Annotated in this window: 14 protein-coding genes and 1 pseudogene; 9 read left to right on the top strand and 6 right to left on the bottom strand. The window is 61.6% G+C overall.

The window, feature by feature from the left end; translation table 11 throughout:
* Positions 1 to 74: 74 nt before the first annotated feature.
* Together HWQ56_RS08375 and HWQ56_RS08370 are read left to right on the top strand one after the other, a co-directional pair.
* Positions 75 to 1,328, top strand: coding sequence for a methyl-accepting chemotaxis protein (locus HWQ56_RS08375; RefSeq protein ID WP_176570197.1), 1,254 nt, complete (start codon positions 75 to 77; stop codon positions 1,326 to 1,328).
* A gap of 102 nt (positions 1,329 to 1,430) precedes the next feature.
* Complete coding sequence (locus HWQ56_RS08370) at positions 1,431 to 1,628, top strand: terminase (RefSeq protein ID WP_158153707.1); 198 nt, start codon at positions 1,431 to 1,433, stop codon at positions 1,626 to 1,628.
* Positions 1,629 to 1,649: 21 nt separating this feature from the next.
* Here the strand turns inward: HWQ56_RS08370 and HWQ56_RS08365 are convergent, their stop codons facing one another.
* The 6 genes from HWQ56_RS08365 to HWQ56_RS08340 form a co-directional block, all read right to left on the bottom strand.
* Positions 1,650 to 2,447, bottom strand: coding sequence for an acyl-CoA thioesterase (locus HWQ56_RS08365; protein ID WP_176570196.1), 798 nt, complete (start codon positions 2,445 to 2,447; stop codon positions 1,650 to 1,652).
* Between the two features lie 83 nt (positions 2,448 to 2,530).
* Positions 2,531 to 3,295: a CHAD domain-containing protein gene (locus HWQ56_RS08360; RefSeq protein ID WP_176570195.1), complete on the bottom strand. Its 765-nt coding sequence runs from the start codon at positions 3,293 to 3,295 to the stop codon at positions 2,531 to 2,533.
* Positions 3,296 to 5,317 (bottom strand): transglutaminase TgpA family protein, encoded by a 2,022-nt coding sequence (locus HWQ56_RS08355; RefSeq protein ID WP_425331956.1) that lies wholly within the window; start codon positions 5,315 to 5,317, stop codon positions 3,296 to 3,298.
* A complete protein-coding gene (locus HWQ56_RS08350) occupies positions 5,275 to 6,261 on the bottom strand; it encodes a DUF58 domain-containing protein (RefSeq protein ID WP_176570193.1) in 987 nt (328 codons plus the stop codon). Before HWQ56_RS08350 ends, HWQ56_RS08355 begins: the two co-directional genes overlap by 43 nt.
* Positions 6,231 to 7,148, bottom strand: coding sequence for an AAA family ATPase (locus HWQ56_RS08345; protein ID WP_176570192.1), 918 nt, complete (start codon positions 7,146 to 7,148; stop codon positions 6,231 to 6,233). The genes HWQ56_RS08350 and HWQ56_RS08345 overlap by 31 nt, the downstream gene beginning before the upstream one ends.
* Before the next feature lie 79 nt (positions 7,149 to 7,227).
* A complete protein-coding gene (locus HWQ56_RS08340; RefSeq protein ID WP_158153701.1) occupies positions 7,228 to 7,506 on the bottom strand; it encodes a hypothetical protein in 279 nt (92 codons plus the stop codon).
* A 519-nt stretch (positions 7,507 to 8,025) separates the two neighbouring features.
* Here HWQ56_RS08340 and HWQ56_RS08335 point away from each other — a divergent pair.
* The 7 genes and pseudogenes from HWQ56_RS08335 to HWQ56_RS08305 all read left to right on the top strand — a co-directional run.
* Positions 8,026 to 8,493: a DcrB-related protein gene (locus tag HWQ56_RS08335; protein ID WP_176570191.1), complete on the top strand. Its 468-nt coding sequence runs from the start codon at positions 8,026 to 8,028 to the stop codon at positions 8,491 to 8,493.
* Between the two features lie 4 nt (positions 8,494 to 8,497).
* Complete coding sequence (locus tag HWQ56_RS08330) at positions 8,498 to 12,727, top strand: RHS repeat-associated core domain-containing protein (protein ID WP_176570190.1); 4,230 nt, start codon at positions 8,498 to 8,500, stop codon at positions 12,725 to 12,727.
* Positions 12,721 to 13,134: an SMI1/KNR4 family protein gene (locus HWQ56_RS08325; RefSeq protein ID WP_176570189.1), complete on the top strand. Its 414-nt coding sequence runs from the start codon at positions 12,721 to 12,723 to the stop codon at positions 13,132 to 13,134. Before HWQ56_RS08330 ends, HWQ56_RS08325 begins: the two co-directional genes overlap by 7 nt.
* A gap of 126 nt (positions 13,135 to 13,260) precedes the next feature.
* Positions 13,261 to 13,608 (top strand): hypothetical protein, encoded by a 348-nt coding sequence (locus HWQ56_RS08320; protein ID WP_176570188.1) that lies wholly within the window; start codon positions 13,261 to 13,263, stop codon positions 13,606 to 13,608.
* A gap of 164 nt (positions 13,609 to 13,772) precedes the next feature.
* A complete protein-coding gene (locus HWQ56_RS08315) occupies positions 13,773 to 14,129 on the top strand; it encodes an SMI1/KNR4 family protein (protein ID WP_176570187.1) in 357 nt (118 codons plus the stop codon).
* A gap of 207 nt (positions 14,130 to 14,336) precedes the next feature.
* Entirely contained in the window at positions 14,337 to 14,762 is a 426-nt protein-coding gene (locus HWQ56_RS08310; RefSeq protein ID WP_176570186.1) for an SMI1/KNR4 family protein, read from the top strand.
* A gap of 154 nt (positions 14,763 to 14,916) precedes the next feature.
* Positions 14,917 to 16,380, top strand: a pseudogene (locus HWQ56_RS08305) (RHS repeat-associated core domain-containing protein); the annotation flags it as partial.
* Positions 16,381 to 16,386: the final 6 nt, after the last annotated feature.

The raw sequence follows: 16,386 nt of genomic DNA, 5'->3' as shown, positions 1-16,386 counted from the left end.
CGTTTGCATCATGGTCTTCTGGAACAATGATGGCACCTTGCCTTTAATGTTCCGCGACTTCAGAGAAGACCTCCATGGGTACCTGGCTCAGCAACCTTTCCCTCAAGTACAAATTCTGGGCCGTGAACGCGGTCGCCTTCGTCACCACCCTGCTGCTGGTGTTGTACGCCGTGCACCTGGAGCAGCAGGGCCGGGTGGCTGACCTGCAGGCAGTGTCGGCCGGCGCCATAGGCCCCAGCTTCGCCCAGGTGTTCGAAGCGCGCTTCGCCCAGTACGCCGGGGCCGTGCTGGTGTTGATGCTGGCCATGCTCGGCGCCTCGCAGCTGTTGATCCGCTTTCTACTCAGCCAGCTCAACACCCTCAAGGACGTGATCTTGCACGTCGAGAAAACCGGTGACCTGTCGGCCCGGGTGCCCGTGGCCGGCCATGACGAGGTCGGGCAGATGGCCGCGGCCTTCAACGCCATGCAGGCCGGTTACCAGCGCGTGGTGGGCACCGTGGCGCGCACCGCCGCGCAGTTGGACGAAGGTGCGGCCCGCCTGGCCAGCAGCATGGGCCAGGTGCGCCATGGCATGCTGGGGCAGCAGAGCGAGACCGACCAGGCCGCCACCGCCATCAATGAAATGACCGCCACCGTGCACCACATCGCCCAGCACGCCGGTGCCACCCGCGACCTGTCACAGAGCGCCGACAGCCTGGCCGGCAGCGGCCAGCAGGTGGTGGACAGGGTGCAACTGTCCATCGCCGGCCTGTCCACCGGCGTGCAGCAAACCGCCGAGATGATCCAGCGCCTGGCTGAGGACAGTCAGAAGATCAATGGCGTGGTCGGCGTCATTCACAGCATCGCCGAGCAGACCAACCTGCTGGCCCTGAACGCCGCCATCGAAGCCGCGCGGGCCGGGGAAATGGGCCGCGGCTTCGCCGTGGTGGCCGATGAGGTACGCAACCTGGCCAAGCGCGTGCAGGCATCCACCGACGAAATCACCACCATGATTACCGCCCTGCAGGCGGGTACCCGCGACGCCGTCGACTTCATGCAAGAGAGTTCGTTCAAGGCCGACGATTGCGTGCAGCAGGCCCGCGAAGCCGGTGAGGCGCTGGCGCAGATCACCGGGGCGGTGGCGCAGATGCGCGAAAGCAACACGCAGATCGCCGTCGCCGCCGAGCAGCAAAGCCAGGTGGCCGAGGAAATGAACCGGGCGGTCGTGAGCATTCGCGACGTCACCGAAAATACCGTGCAACAGACCGTCGATTCGGCCACCACCAGCACCGACCTGGCCAGCTTGGCCACGGAACTGAACCAGGCCATCGGGCAGCTGAAGCTGTAAAGACGGCGGCTATCGCGACGATAGCCAAGCATCATTCGCCGGGCTCGGCGCCCGGCGCTACGCTTACCTCAAGCAACAACGCAATGCATTGAGGAGAGCACCATGAGCAAGTACCTGCCCCACATCCCCGGTTTCCACTGGCAGAACAACGCCGACCATACCGGCGAGCTGATCGGTTTGCCGCTGATCGGGCTGGGTGGCGTGCTGATCGTCTCGGGCGTGCTGGACGCCAGCTTCCTTCCCCTGGCTGTCGGCGTGATAGGCGTGGTCGCCGGGCTGGGGTTGCGCAAAGCGCATTGATCCGCTGCCGCACAACCCCGCTTACCCGAACACGGTGACCGTCTGCCGACTGATGGCCACCAACTCCCCCGCTTCCGTCCACAGCATCGCCGAGGTATGCCCGTACCCATCACGGGCGTGCTCGATGGTCGCGCAATAACGGCACCAGTCCAGGGTGCTCAACGCCGCCAGCGGTTGCATGAATTCAAGGGTCCAGGCCAGGGTGCTGCCCGGCGCCGGGTGGCGCAGGTGTGGCAGCACCGCCGGCGGCCAGGCATCGACCAGCGCCAGCAGGTGCGCCTCGGTGATGGGCCCCGCTTCGGTGTCGTCACGCAGGCGCACCCAGCCGCCCATCTGCCGGCCACCGCTTCCTGTGAACGGCAGCCCGCCGATCCCCCAGCGCATGTCCAGATGGCGAATGTACTCTGGCGTCACGCCCTGGATATACGGCAAGGCGGTGGATTCGGCCCACGGCTTGAGTGCCACCGCGGGTAACGCCGGCACCTCGATGGCCGATTCACGCGGCGCGCCGAAGCTTGCCTGCATCAGCGTCACCGTGCCGCTTTCGGCCACCGCCCGGCCCAGCAGGGAAACCACCGATTTACCCTCGCGCAGCACCTCCACGTCAAAACGGATGGGGGCGTCCAGCGGCGCGGGCGCCACGAAGGTGATGGCCAAGGACCGCGCCGGTCGCCCCGGCCCCACCTTTGCCTGCAGCGCTTCGAACAGCAGCGCCGCCATCAGCCCGCCGTACCCCGCGCGGCCTTGGGCCCATTCACCGGGAATGGTCACGGCCTCGGGGTGATGACGGACAGCGGCCAGCAGCTCGGCGAATTTCATGGCGACCTCGAATACGGTGACAAAGGCGAATCTTAACCAGCAAGCCTTGGGCCAGCAGGCGCTGTTTCAGCCATTTTCGCGGGTTAATACTTCACGGCGGCCAGCAATTTGTCCAACGCCCGGTCGCTGCGCTGCTCGCCCTCGACCAGGGCTGCCTGCCACTCGGGCAGGCACGGCAGCAGGTCGGGTTCCTGTTCGACTTTCAGCAACCATTGCCAGTTGTCGTGCCAATCCCCCAGGGCGCCCTGGGCCTGCTTGAGCCGCTTGACCAGTGGGTCGCTGGCGCGGCTGAGCGCGGGGTAGGCTTCCACCGCGTAACGCACACGCTTGATCAGCAAGCGCAGGCGGTGCCGGTCGTGCCCCGGGTCCTGCAGTGCTGCTTCCAGCTGCCGCCACTGCTTGCCCAGGCGCTTGTCGACCCGCTTGTGCAGGCCACCGAGCAATTTTTCCCGTTGCGCCGCGCGGGCAAAGCGTGGGAAACCATCGAGGATGCGCACCAGCCGCGCCAGTTCGGCACTGGCCGCGACCTGAGGGTAAACACCCTTCATCTGCGCCACCCGTCGCTGCGCCAACGCGTGATGCCCACGTTTATGCAGGTGAGCGGCCAACACCTCGCGGTCGCGGTAGGGGGTGGTCAGCTGGCCAACGCCCTTGGCGGCCTCCTCCAGCTGATCCACTCCGGGCAGGCCACGCAGCGGCCGGATCAGGCTGCGCAAGCGACGCACCGTGGTGCGCAGATCGTGCAGCGCCTCAGGGTCGGTGTGCGCTTCCAGCCGCGCCTGGCACGCCAGTAAGCGTATTTCGATGCCCAACAGGTGGGCGATGACTTCATCCAGCAATGTCGACATTTAAGAGGACTCCCGAACCGCCACGCGATGCACGCCGTCCAGGCTGGCCCGCACTGCCTTGAATTGTTGACGCAACTGGCCCAGGTTCGCCGGCTGGCCGCCGTAGCGCTGGGCGATGAACGCCTCGCTGAACGCCTCGATCACCCCCGCCTGGTCGGCAAAATGCCGGCTGGCCCGGCGTGCGTAAGCCTGGGCGCCCTCACCCGTGGCACGGGCAAGCCCGTGGCGGGCCAGCAACGCCTCGAAGCGCTGATACAGTTGCAACTGACTATCGGCCGCCCGACGCCAAGGCTTTAACAGCACCAGGGCCAATGCTCCCAGCACCACCAGCAGGCCCACCGGCAACACCGTACTGGCCAGGCCCTTGAACCAGCGGTTGAGGAAGTCCAGTTGCTGCGCGCTCTGGTAATCGAGTACCCAGCGCTGCCAGCCATAGTTAAGGTTATCCCAGCCCAGGCGCAAGTCGTTGGCCCAACTGAAGTGGCGCAGGCGCAACGGCGAAAAGGGTGCATCGCTGAGGAACTCCTCGTCGCTGGCCAATGCCTCTTCCGGGCCCTGGTCGATGCGCAGCGGCGATACTGCCGCCGTGGGGTCGGCGCTGCGCCAACCGCGCCCAGGCTGCCAATACTCGACCCAGGCATGGGCATCGAACTGACGCACCGTGAGGTAGCGCCCGGCCGGGTTCAACTCACCGCCCTGGTAGCCCACCACCATGCGCGCCGGTATGCCGGCGGCACGCAGCAGGTACGTCATGGCCCCGGCGTAGTGGGCGCAGAAACCGGCGCGGCTGTTGAACAGGAAGCTGTCGATGCTATCGCTACCCAGTGCCGGCGGCCTGAGGGTGTAATGGTAATCGTCGTCGTGAAAACGCTGAAGCACCGCCTGCACCAGGGCGTCAGGCTGCGGGTAGCGCCCCTTGAGCTCCTGGGCCCATTGGCGAGTCCGCGGGTCGCCGGTGGCAGGTAGCCGCAGGTCCTGGCGGCGCATGGCTTCGCTCAACTGCAGGTCGCGAATGGCCTGGGGCGACGATGTCACGTTGTACAGCAAGGGGCGGTCCAGCGGCTGAACCCGTGTCAGGCGGAAGTCCGCCATCTGGCGCACGCCCGGCAAGTCGGTGTGGGCCACGTCCAGGCCATACAGCCAACGGTCCCCGGGCTGTTGAATGATGCGGTAGCGCACTTGCGGGCCGTTGGGCTGCCAGGCGGCCACCGGCAAGCCTCGGGACATTTCCGATTGGCTCCAGCGCCCGCCGTCGAACCGCTCCAGGGTGAAGGCCCGCCAGTACAACGCCTGGCGCGACGGCATCGGCCCCTCGAAGCTGACCTGCATCACCAACTGCGCCGAGCGCCCCAGCTCGGCCACGTCCCCCGGCGTCATGCTCTCGGCCAGGCCCGTCTGCGCCTTGTTACTGGGGATGGGCAGCGACCACAGCGGCTCCAGGCGTGGAAAGAACACGAAGAACAACAGCATCAGCGGCAAGGCCTGGGCCAGGATCGCCAGGGCCAGGCGCAGGGTCGCCAGGGGCTGCGCCACCAGGCGGGTCTGTTGCAAACCGATCATGGCCGTCAGCAACGCCGTCACCGGCAGCACGCTGTACAGTGCCCAGGGCAGGCTGGCGTCGTACAGGTAAGCCACTACCACACAGAAAAAGCCCAGGTAGATCAGCACCCGCGCGTCGCGCAAGGTGCGCATCTCCACCACCTTGAGCATGAAGGTGGCGACCAGCAGCGTCGCCGCCGCGTCGAGGCCGATGAGCACACCCCGGGACATGAACACCCCGGCGGCGGTGGCCACCACCATCGCGACTTTCAGCAGCAAGCCCGGGAACGCGGCGCGCATGCGCAAAATCTGCACCCGCCACAGGGTGCAGCCCAGCCACAGGCCCACCATCCACAGGGGCACATGGGGCCAGAACGGCACGATCACCAGGCATTGGGCCAACAGCAGCCACGTCAGGCTGATCCGCGGGATGCTCGGGGTCATGCGCCCCCCTGCCGGTACAGCGCCAAGGCGCGCAGGCAGGCCTCGCGGTGGCCGTCACTGTTGTCCACCGGGAGGTACACACCCGGTAGTCGCAGGGCAAACGGCCGTTGCTCGCGGGACAATGCCAGCACCCAGTGGCACAGCCGCGACAGGCGCTGCTCCAGGTCGCCGCCCAAGGCCATGAAATCCAGGCACAGGTCGCGGCCACGCACATCGGCGAATTCCTTGACCAGCAGCCTGCCGCCCCGGGAATAGGCCTTCCAGTGCAGGCGCCGCCACGAATCGCCCGGTTGGTAGTCCTTCAAGCCTTGGTAGTCATCCACCCCCTGCCCGGCAACTCGCTGGCCCTCGCCTTCAATGTCGTCGGCGGCACTGGCCATGACCGGCAACTCGCCTTCCAGGGGGCGCGGGTACACCAGCACCCGCTGGCCCAGGTTGAGATAGCTCCAGGCCCGCAGCACGCCCAGGGGGAACGTGCTTTGCAGGCGCATGCGCGGTGCGGCCAGCCAGCCGCGCGTCACGGTGGGCAGGTTGAGTTCCAGTTCCAGCGCCGTACCGGCGGCCACGTCGACGCTTTGCAGCGAGTCCGCCGACCAGCCCACCGCGATGGCCTGGTGCTCGCGCCCCGCGCTTTCCAGGCGCAGCAGGAACCGCGCATGCTCACCGGCGAACACCGCCGGGGTGCCCGCGCCGGCGACCCGCAAGCCACTGACGTTGCGAAAAGTATGCAGGATGGCCACCACGAATACCGAGCCCAGCAAGAACACCAGGGCGTAGGCCATGCTGTTCTGGTAGTTGATGGCCGCCAGCAGAATCAACAACAGCACCACGGCAAACCCTGCGCCGCTGCGGTCGGGCATGATGTAGATCTGCCGCTGGCCCAACTGCACCTGTGCCACGGGCGGTGCGCGGCGGTCCTGCCACCGTCGCACGCCCTGGCGCAGGCGGGCGATCACAGCGCCGCCACTTCTTTGAGCAACCACTGCACCAATGCCCCACCCCCCTGGCCGGTGGGGTCGGCACGCTCGCGCAGGCGGTGGCTGACCACCGAGGGCAACACCGCCTGCACGTCTTCGGGAATCACATAGTCACGCCCCAGCACCAGGGCCCAGGCCCGCGCCGCAGCCAATAGTGCCAGGCTGGCGCGAGGCGACAGGCCCCAGGCGAACTGTGGCTGGGTACGGGTGGCCTCTACCAGCCGCAGCACATAGTCCACCAGCGCATCGCTGACCCGTACCTCGCGGGCATGTTGTTGCAGCATCGCCAGCTCTTCATGGTCCAGCACCGCCGCCATGCGCGGCAGCAGGTCGCGACGCGACTCGCCCAGCAACAACGCCTTTTCCGCCGCCTTGGCCGGGTAGCCCAGGGACAGGCGCATGAGAAATCGGTCCAGCTGCGACTCGGGCAGCGCAAAGGTCCCGCCCTGGCTCGTGGGGTTCTGGGTGGCGATGACGAAAAAAGGTTGCGGCAAGGGGCGAGTGGCGCCTTCGATGGTCACCTGGCCCTCTTCCATGGCCTCCAGCAGCGCGCTCTGGCTTTTGGGCGTGGCGCGGTTGATCTCATCGGCCAGCACAAGCTCGGCGAAAACAGGCCCCGGGTGAAAGACGAACTGCCCGCTGTCCTTGTCGAACACTGACGTCCCCAGGATGTCACTGGGCAACAGGTCGGAGGTGAACTGGATGCGCTGGAAGCGCAGGCCCATGACGCGGGCCAGGGTGTGGCTCAAGGTGGTCTTGCCCATGCCCGGCAAGTCCTCGATCAACAGGTGCCCGCCGGCGATCAGGCAGGTCAGCGCCAGGCGAACCTGGTGTTGCTTGCCCAGCAATACCTCGTTGACGGCTTCGAGGCAGGCGTTCAATTGGCTGTGCATGGCACCTCCTTCCATGGGCGCCCCGACAGGGGGAGCGGTCTGCAGGCGCTGGCCAGCCAGCGCCTGCAGGACAGAACGATCAACGGCCGGCGCGGGACTCCTTGATGTAGAAGCGGGCTTTCTCGGCCTTGTCGGTACAACCTTCATAGGCCTCGAACTGCTGCTGGGTCTTGGCCCCGGTCAGCAGCGACAGCGCCTTGGAATAACTCACGGTACCGGCAAAGCCTTCCGCCTTGGCCAGGTCCAGCTCATGCCAGGCGGCATCGAGTTGGGTGGCGCAATTATCGCGATAGGCCGTCTTGCCGGCGCAACCTGTCAGAACCAACGCAAACAACGGCAGGCAGATCCAGGCTTTCATGGGGTGACACCTCTGAAGAAAAACAGCGTTATGTGCTGGCTCAGACGGCCAGCGGGGGAAAAAGTGCCCTGAAAGTAGCGTAGCAGGGGGGTGGAAGGCCAGTGTTGAGGGTATGTTCCCATATCCGTGTGGCCCGCTTAACAGCTACACAAGGAAGGTCGGTAGGCTAGCCGGTCAACCGCGTGAACGCTCACAAATTCCCGCCTGCATTTGCATTTGGGAAATTTCCGATACAGCGGCGGGAAATCCCCTACATCAAGTGCTATCCCCTCCCCGCATCATGCATACCCAGGGAAACGCCCCCCTTGCTGGATCACGACGGGAGGTAAAACTGCGTCTGCGAGTGCTTGATCGCCTCCCGACAGAATGCCGCGTGAGAGGCGTTTTTTTCATTTTCAAAGCCGACTATTGCCTGTGGGGCTATCTGCACTAAAAAGCAGTCTGCTGGTTTTGATAACATGCGCGGCGGACTTGGAGGCTTCCGAGCAGCCTCCTATATTCAACAGGACAGAATTTAAAATGGATTATCAGTTTCAGGAAGGCAGCTTCACGTTGCCTGAAGGTTTCCAGGACCGCACCGTCAACATGTTCGTGTTCGGCACGACGACGCCCGCCCCCTTGAGCATCACCCTTTCGCGCGACACGCACCTGCCCGGTGAAGACCTCGGCGCTTACCTGAAGCGCCAACTGAAACTGCTGGCGTCGAAGCTGCGTGGCTACACCGTGCTTGAACAGAAAACCGTCGAGCTATCCGCTTCCCACCCCGTACCAGGGGTGCAGATCGAAGCGTACTACATGAGCGACAAACGCCCCATTCATCAACGCCAGGCGGCTTTCATCATCGCGCCCGGCCGTGTCCTGGTATTCGCGTGCACCAGCCAGGCTGACTTCACGGCCGAACAGAACCGCAACTGGACCGACCTGCTCGCCAGTTACCAACCCAGGCAATTGAACCCGGACCCGGCAGCCAGCGGCGCACAGGAGTAAGGCCATGTTCGAAGCAGCCCGGTTACACGACGGCATCGAACACACCAGCGCGCTCGCCGGCTTCCTGCTGGGCGCCGTGGCGGGCATTGCCCTGGTGGCCTACGTTGCCTTCACCTTTGCCACCTGCGGCGTGGGTGGCTTCCTGTTGGGTGTGGCGGCAGGCATTGTGGGCGGGGGCATCGTCAGCCTGGGGGAGCGATTAGGCAGCGCCTTCAGCTCGCCCGCGGGGCAGATCGAATCTGCCTCGCCGAACGTGTTCATCAACGGCCGCGCGGCGGCCTATGCCGAAGGCAGCGTGGGGGTGTGCGAAAAGCATTCGCCTACCGTGCAGGTGGCCGAAGGCTCGGCCAACGTGTTCATCAACGGTTTCGGTGCCGCACGCAAAGGTGACAAGCTGACCTGCGGCGCCAAGATCGCTTCGGGGTCGGGCAACGTGTTCATCGGCGGCGGCACCTACGGCTACCTGCCGGTCAACGACGAAGTACCGAAATGGCTGCGTTACACCGTCGACATCCTGATGGCCGTGGCCGGCGGCGCCAGGGCCGTGCTCAGCATCTACAAACTGGGCTTGCAGCAAGGTCTCAAGGCCGCTGGGCCCTGTGCGTTGCGCTTCATGGCCGGCGTCGTGGCCGGCGATGCCATCATGCGTTTCGGTGTCGCGCCAGTCGCTGAGAAAGTCATGGGCGGCCTGCACGGCAACCCGGTCGACACCACCACCGGCCGCAAGCTGCTGCCGGACGAGACCGACTTCGTCCTGCCGGGCCTGATGCCTATCGAATGGTCGCGCTTCTACGCCAGCGACCTCACCGTGGACAGCGTTCTGGGCCGCGGCTGGGTACTGCCGTGGGAGCAAAGCCTGCGTCGGCGCGGCGACTTCATCTACCTCACCGACAACCAGGGCCGTAGCGTGCCGTTCGTGACGCTGGAGCCGGGCGAGCGCATCTACAACCCCCACGAGCAGGTCTACCTGGTACGCAGCGAGGGTGGCCACTACCTGTTGCAAACCCTGGATAACCTCTTCTTCTACTTCGGCGAAGTTGCCGACGACAATATCGCGGTACCGCTGCAACGCATCGAAAACGCCCTGGGCCACTACCTGCATTTCACCCGCAGCGTCGACGGCCAACTCACCGACATCACCGCCACCGGCGAGCAGCGCGTACACCTGCACTACGCCCACCCCCTGGGCCGCCTGACCGAGGTCAAGCGCGTGGTCGGCGACACCGCCGTCGAAACCCTGGTGCAATACCGCTACGACGACCGCGGCCAACTGCTGGAGGTGGTGAACCGCAACGGCGACACCGTCCGCAGTTTCGCCTACACCGACGGCGTCATGACCCGCCACGCCAACGCCCTGGGCCTGAGCTGCCACTACCGCTGGGAAACCCTCGACGGTCAGCCCCGGGTGGTCGAGCACTGGACCAGCGACGGCGAACACTTCGATTTCCGCTACGACTTCGGCGCCCGTACCACCTGGGTCACCGACGCCCTGGGCCGCGAAGCCCAGGTGCACTACAACGCCGACCGCCGTGTGGTGGCCAGCACCGATTTTGGCGGCGAGCGCTACCAGATGGCCCTGGACGACCGCGGCAACCTGACCGGCCTGACCCTGCCCGACGGCAACCAGATCACCCTGCAGTACGATCAATACTCGCGCCTGGTCGAGGAAACCGACCCACTGGGCCGCACCACCCGCTACAAACACCACCAGCTCACCACCCTGGTGAAACAGGTGGACTACCCGGACGGCTCCAGCTGGAAAGCCCAGTACGACAACAAGGGCAACCTGCTGGCTGAAACCGATGCCCTGGGCAACACCACCGAGTACTACTACAGCGACGACGGCCTGCCGCACACCATCGTCGACGCCACGCACAAGTCCAAGCACCTGTGGTGGAACACGCTGGCCCAGGTGGAGCGTTACCAGGACTGCTCCGGCAAGAGCACCGCCTACCGCTTCGACGAGCACCAGCACCTGCAGGCCGTGACCGATGCGCTGGGGCAGACTACCTCGTTGCAGCGCAAGCCCGCGGGCGAAGTGCTGAAGATCGAGCATCCTGACGGCACCTCGGAGCAGTTCACCTACAACGCCCTGGGCCAGGTACTCACGCACACCGACGGCAAGGGCCAGATCACCCGCCTGCAACGCACCGCCCGCGGCCTGCCCAGCAGCCGCCAGGACGCCAAGGGCCAGCGCATCGGCTACCAGTACGACAAGGCCATCCGCCTGACGGCCCTGGTCAACGAAAACAACGCGGCCTACCAGTTTGCGTACGACGCCAGCGACCGGCTGATCGAAGAGCGGCGCATCGACAACCTGACCCGGCGTTTCCACTACAGCGTGGGTGGGCATCTGACGCAGGTCGAAGAAATCGGCTACGGCGAACGGGCCGAAACCCCACAGCGCATCACGGAGTTCGAGCGCGACACCATCGGCCGTTTAATGGCCCGCACCAACGATGACAGCCGTCTTGATTACGAATATGACGATGCCGACCGCCTGCTGAGCATCCAGCGCACCCCGACCAACATCGGCGTACGCCTGGGCATCAAGAAAGAAACCCTGGCCTTCAGCTACGACCTGCTGGGTCGCCTGCTCACGGAAAGCACTTCACAAGGTGACCTGAGCTACGAATACGACCCGCTCAGCAACCTCACCACCCTGACCCTGCCCGACGGCCGCCAACTCAACCACCTGTACTACGGCAGCGGCCACCTGCACCAACTCAACCTCGACGGCCAGGTCATCAGCGACTTCGAACGCGACGACCTGCACCGCGAGGTCTACCGTACCCAAGGCAAGCTCACCAGCTGCTTCGGCTACGACGCCATGGGCCGCAAGGCCTGGCAATACGCGTCCAGCGTCCCGGCCGAAAAGCTCTCGAAGGTCACCAACCCCAACGTGCCGACGCGGGTGCTGCTCAACGACTACCGCAATGCCGTGCAGCGTCAGTACGAATACGACCCTGCCGGCGAGCTGATCCGTACCCTGGATCAACTGCGCGGTGAAATCCGCTACGAGTATGAAGCCAACGGCCAATTGCACGGCCGCGAAACCGGCAAGCTGATGACCAGCGAGGAGTTTCGTTACGACCCGGCGGCCAACCGGCTGAACTTCGGCACCAGCCAATTCGACAAGGTGAAGGACAACCGCCTGCGCAACTGGCAGAACAACGAGTACCGCTATGACCCGTGGGGCAACCTGATCGAGAAGCGCAGCGGGCAGCGGCAGGTGCAGTATTTCAAGTACGACTGTGAGAACCGGTTGGTGTGGTCACAGACCATCGTCGGGGCGCAAGTCCATAGCGAGGGGCGCTACCAGTACGACAGCCTGGGGCGCCGGATCGGCAAGACGTCTGAGCAGGATGACCGCATAGAGGAAAAGCGCTTCCTGTGGCAGGGCCTGCGGATGCTGCAGGAGCTGACGCCGGAGCGCGATAGCCTGTACCTGTACGAGCCGGGGAGCTATGCGCCGCTGGCGCGGGTGGACCGCGCGGAAGGCGAGGCACAGCAGCTTTACTATTACCACACGGACCAGATCGGTACGCCGCTGGAGATGACCAACGCCGATGGCCGCATCGTCTGGCAGGCGACGTACAAGGCGTGGGGGAGCATCGAGACACTGGCGGTGGTGGAGGTTGAGCAGAACCTGCGGTTCCAGGGTCAGTATTTCGATGATGAGACGGGGCTGCACTACAATACGTTTCGGTATTACGATCCGGAGGTGGGGCGGTTTATAACGCAGGATCCGATTGGGGTTCGTGGCGGGTTCAATCTCTATCACTATGCGTCTAATGCTCTCACATGGATAGATCCTCTAGGATTAGCTGTAGATCCGATTAGTAAACTTGAATCCAGAGGGTTTACAGGGGCTACCAAAACAAGCGGCGGAGGGCTAGACTTCTCAGAAAGTAATGCTCTTTATGCAAAGAATCCAAATGTTAACCCGATTGTGTCCATTGAGTACACTGGTGATTATCATATGGACTTTGAAGTGGCAAATAAAGCGGCGGGGTTAAACCAAAAAACTACTCCTGCTGGTTACGTGTGGCACCACCTGGATGATTATGACCATGCAACCAATAAAGGTACAATGCAACTGGTCAAGAAAGCAGCTCATAACGGTATTCCACACAAGGGTGGCGTAGCTCAGTATAAGGCTGCTACTGGCAAGTCATACATTTTTGAAAAATATAAAAGTGCATCTAAAAAAGTAGGAGGTGTTGCGTGTTAGATTTTGAGGATTCAGAGTTGCCGATAAATCTCGGTGATTTTTCGCATATTGAATCACTGGCGGGTGGTGCATTACCCAGCTCTTTTAAGAAGTTTTACCTGCTGCGCAACGGCGGATACCTTGAAAGTAAAGAGCTTTACGGCGATGAGTGTGTGTATGATATTCATGGCTTTGAATCACTAAAGCATGGGGACTTACCAATTGAGCAGCTTTATCAGGATCTAGTAGAAAGCTACGAATTTCTTGCTGGTTTAGTTCCTTTCGCGTTCGATCAGGGGGGTAATAACTACCTAGTGTCGCTTAGGGCTGAGGACTATGGAAAAATTTATATTTGGTTACACGATGAGGAGGAGCTTAAACCAGTCTTTGACAGTTTCGAGTTTTTTGAGAAAGGACTTGCTGCATAAAGGGACAAGTTTGTTAGTTTTTGCTATCCCTTGTGTCATGCCAGAACGGCCGCCAGTTCTACCCTGACACTAGAGTTGCGGCCGTTTGAATTGAGGTGGGCTATAAAAGGTTGCTCCCCGGAGGGCGTGGGTGGAGTCTCTGCGTCACATGGCAACAACGAGTACCGCTATGACCCGTGGGGCAACCTGATCGAGAAGCGCAGCGGGCAGCGGCAGGTGCAGTATTTCAGGTACGACCGTGAGAACCGGTTGGTGTGGTCACAGACCATCGTCGGGGCGCAAGTTCACAGCGAGGGGCGCTACCAGTACGACAGCCTGGGGCGCCGGATCGGCAAGACGTCTGAGCAGGATGGCCGCCTAGAGGAAAAACGCTTCCTGTGGCAGGGCCTGCGGATGCTGCAGGAGCTGACGCCGGAGCGCGATAGCCTGTGGAATTTCACATTCGCAGGGCTGGCTCAAAGGGCGAGCTCCTAAAACATCAAGCGTGACGTTCTAAAGGAGTCAATATGAGTGACTTTGTTCTGCGTCGACCGTATTCTAAAATTTTTCTGGAAGATATTCATAGGTTGGAATATAAGTTGGGGTTCAAACTACCCAAATAATTTGTGGATCTATATTTAAATTATAATGGTGGAGTTTTGCCAGAAAAAAGCTGGGTAGTAACTGATGATGGTTATGATCCTATGCAGATAGCAGATTTCAAGTTTATTGCTAAGGATGTTGATTCAGCTGGTACAGAAGATATTTTGGGATGCTATCAATTTATGTTGATGCGTGATGTAATACCTCACACCCTGTTACCGTTCGCGGTTGATGATGGTGGTAATTTTTTCTGTTTGGATATGCTTAATGGCACGGTGCAGTTTTATGCTACGGATGCCTTTCGCCCGGATAGGAGTTCGGCAGCTAATCACCTAGCTGCCCAAAAAATTCTAGCTTCTTCATTCAGCGTGTTTTTGGACAATCTAGAGTTGGAATCCGGGCTAGATGAGTAGCCTATGAATAACTAAGTTTGGAGTTCGCAGCGCTGTTTGGGCTGCGAAAGATTTTGATTATTGAAGTAACCTACGATCATCCCCCTGGGCCGCCTGACCGACGTCAAGCGCGTGGTCGGCGACACCGCCGTCGAAACCCGCCACAGGTAAGTCCTACACATTCCCGGCCCGACGCCCTAGTGCAGCAAAAAAAGTTGGAGGAACAGCATGCTAACGTTAGATGATGCTTCGCAAAATATTGATATTGGCGATTTTTCTGAGTTGGAGCGACTCGCTGGTGGCACTCTTCCAAATGCCTTTAAGGTCCTTTATCTTCGGCATAATGGAGGGTTTCCTCCTAGTGGGGACTTTGATGGGGATGAGTATGTATTTAGTATAAATGGATTTAATCCAGTCAAGTATGGCAGGCCATCTATTGAGCAGCTTTTGATGCGTCTCGGCGAAGAATATAGCTTGCTGAAAGGGCTGGTTCCGTTCGCTTACGATGATGGAGGGAATACCTTTATGCTTTCCGTAAGGGATGCGGATTGCGGTGTTGTATACCTCTGGATTCAAGGCGAGTCTCGTTTAGAAAAAGTCATTTCTTCATTTGAGGAGTTTCTCTCCGCGGTTGAGTCCGGGGCAGAGGAGTAATGTCGCCGAGTGGGAGTGGTCTAGAACTTGGTTGGGGAGATGGCTTTTTTCCTAAAAATCTAGGATATGGATCAAAAATTACGTCTATTAAGAATGCGGGAGCGGTATGCCAGTAGTTTCTAGACCATAATACTAGGTCATATATCCAACATGCATCTACCTAATTGCCCTCGACGGCCAGGTCATCAGCGACTTCGAACGCGACGACCTGCACCGCGAGGTCTACCGCACCCAGGGCAAACTCACCAGCTGCTTCGGCTACGACGCCATGGGCCGCAAGGCCTGGCAATACGCGTCTAGCGTCCCGGCCGAAAAGCTCTCGAAGGTCACCAACCCCAACGTGCCGACGCGGGTGCTGCTCAACGACTACCGCAATGCCGTGCAGCGTCAGTACGAATACGACCCTGCCGGCGAGCTGATCCGTACCCTGGATCAACTGCGCGGTGAAATCCGCTACGAGTATGAAGCCAACGGCCAATTGCACGGCCGCGAAACCGGCAAGCTGATGACCAGCGAGGAGTTTCGTTACGACCCGGCGGCGAACCGGCTGAACTTCGGCACCAGCCAGTTCGACAAGGTGAAGGACAACCGCCTGCGCAATTGGCAGAACAACGAGTACCGCTATGACCCGTGGGGCAACCTGATCGAGAAGCGCAGCGGGCAGCGGCAGGTGCAGTATTTCAAGTATGACTGCGAGAACCGGCTGGTTGCTTCGGAGACCTTGGTGCAGGGGCGCCTGCACAGCAAGGGGCGCTACCAGTACGACAGCCTGGGACGGCGGATCGGCAAGAGTGCTGAACAGGACGGGCAGGTGCAGGAGAAGCGGTTCCTCTGGCAGGGCCTGCGAATGCTGCAGGAGCTGACGCCGGAGCGCGATAGCCTGTACCTCTATGAGCCGGGGAGCTATGCGCCGCTGGCGCGGGTGGACCGCACGGAAGGCGAGGCCCAGCAGCGTTACTACTACCACACGGACCAGATCGGTACGCCGCTGGAGATGACCGACGGCGAAGGGCGGATCGTCTGGCAGGCGACGTACAAGGCGTGGGGGAGCATCGAGACACTGGCGGTGGCTGAGGTTGAGCAGAACCTACGGTTCCAGGGTCAGTATTTCGATGGTGAGACGGGGCTGCACTACAATACGTTTCGGTATTACGATCCTGAGATTGGGCGGTTTATAACGCAGGATCCGATAGGTTTGGATGGCGGTTTTAACCTATATCGGTATGCGCCTAGCCCTATCGGGTGGATTGATTCGCTAGGCTTGAATTGCGGCGAGAGCAGGTTGTATCGAGGGGTAAGCGCAAAACACCCGGAACTGGAAAATGCCAAAAATGGTGTCGTCAAACCCGCAAATCCACATGCCGACCTGACTCCAGAACAGCACGCCGATGGCGGACTAACAGGGCAAAGCCAATATGTATCATGGACCCCAAACAGAGAATTGGCTCTGGGGCATGCCAACAAAGACGGGCCCGGAGGGATACTCCTCAGCGTTCCTGTGGGTGCTCCTCCTCAGGGGGCTTCATGGTCATGGGGCTGGACCCACATAAATGATTGGGGTGAGGTTGAGATGCTGCAACTAGGAACGCGCTCCGATGTTACAGTCAACCCTTTTTGATGGCTA

It is taken from the genome of Pseudomonas eucalypticola (assembly GCF_013374995.1).
Taxonomy (GTDB): domain Bacteria; phylum Pseudomonadota; class Gammaproteobacteria; order Pseudomonadales; family Pseudomonadaceae; genus Aquipseudomonas; species Aquipseudomonas eucalypticola.
This window is presented reverse-complemented; position numbering and strand designations above follow the sequence as displayed.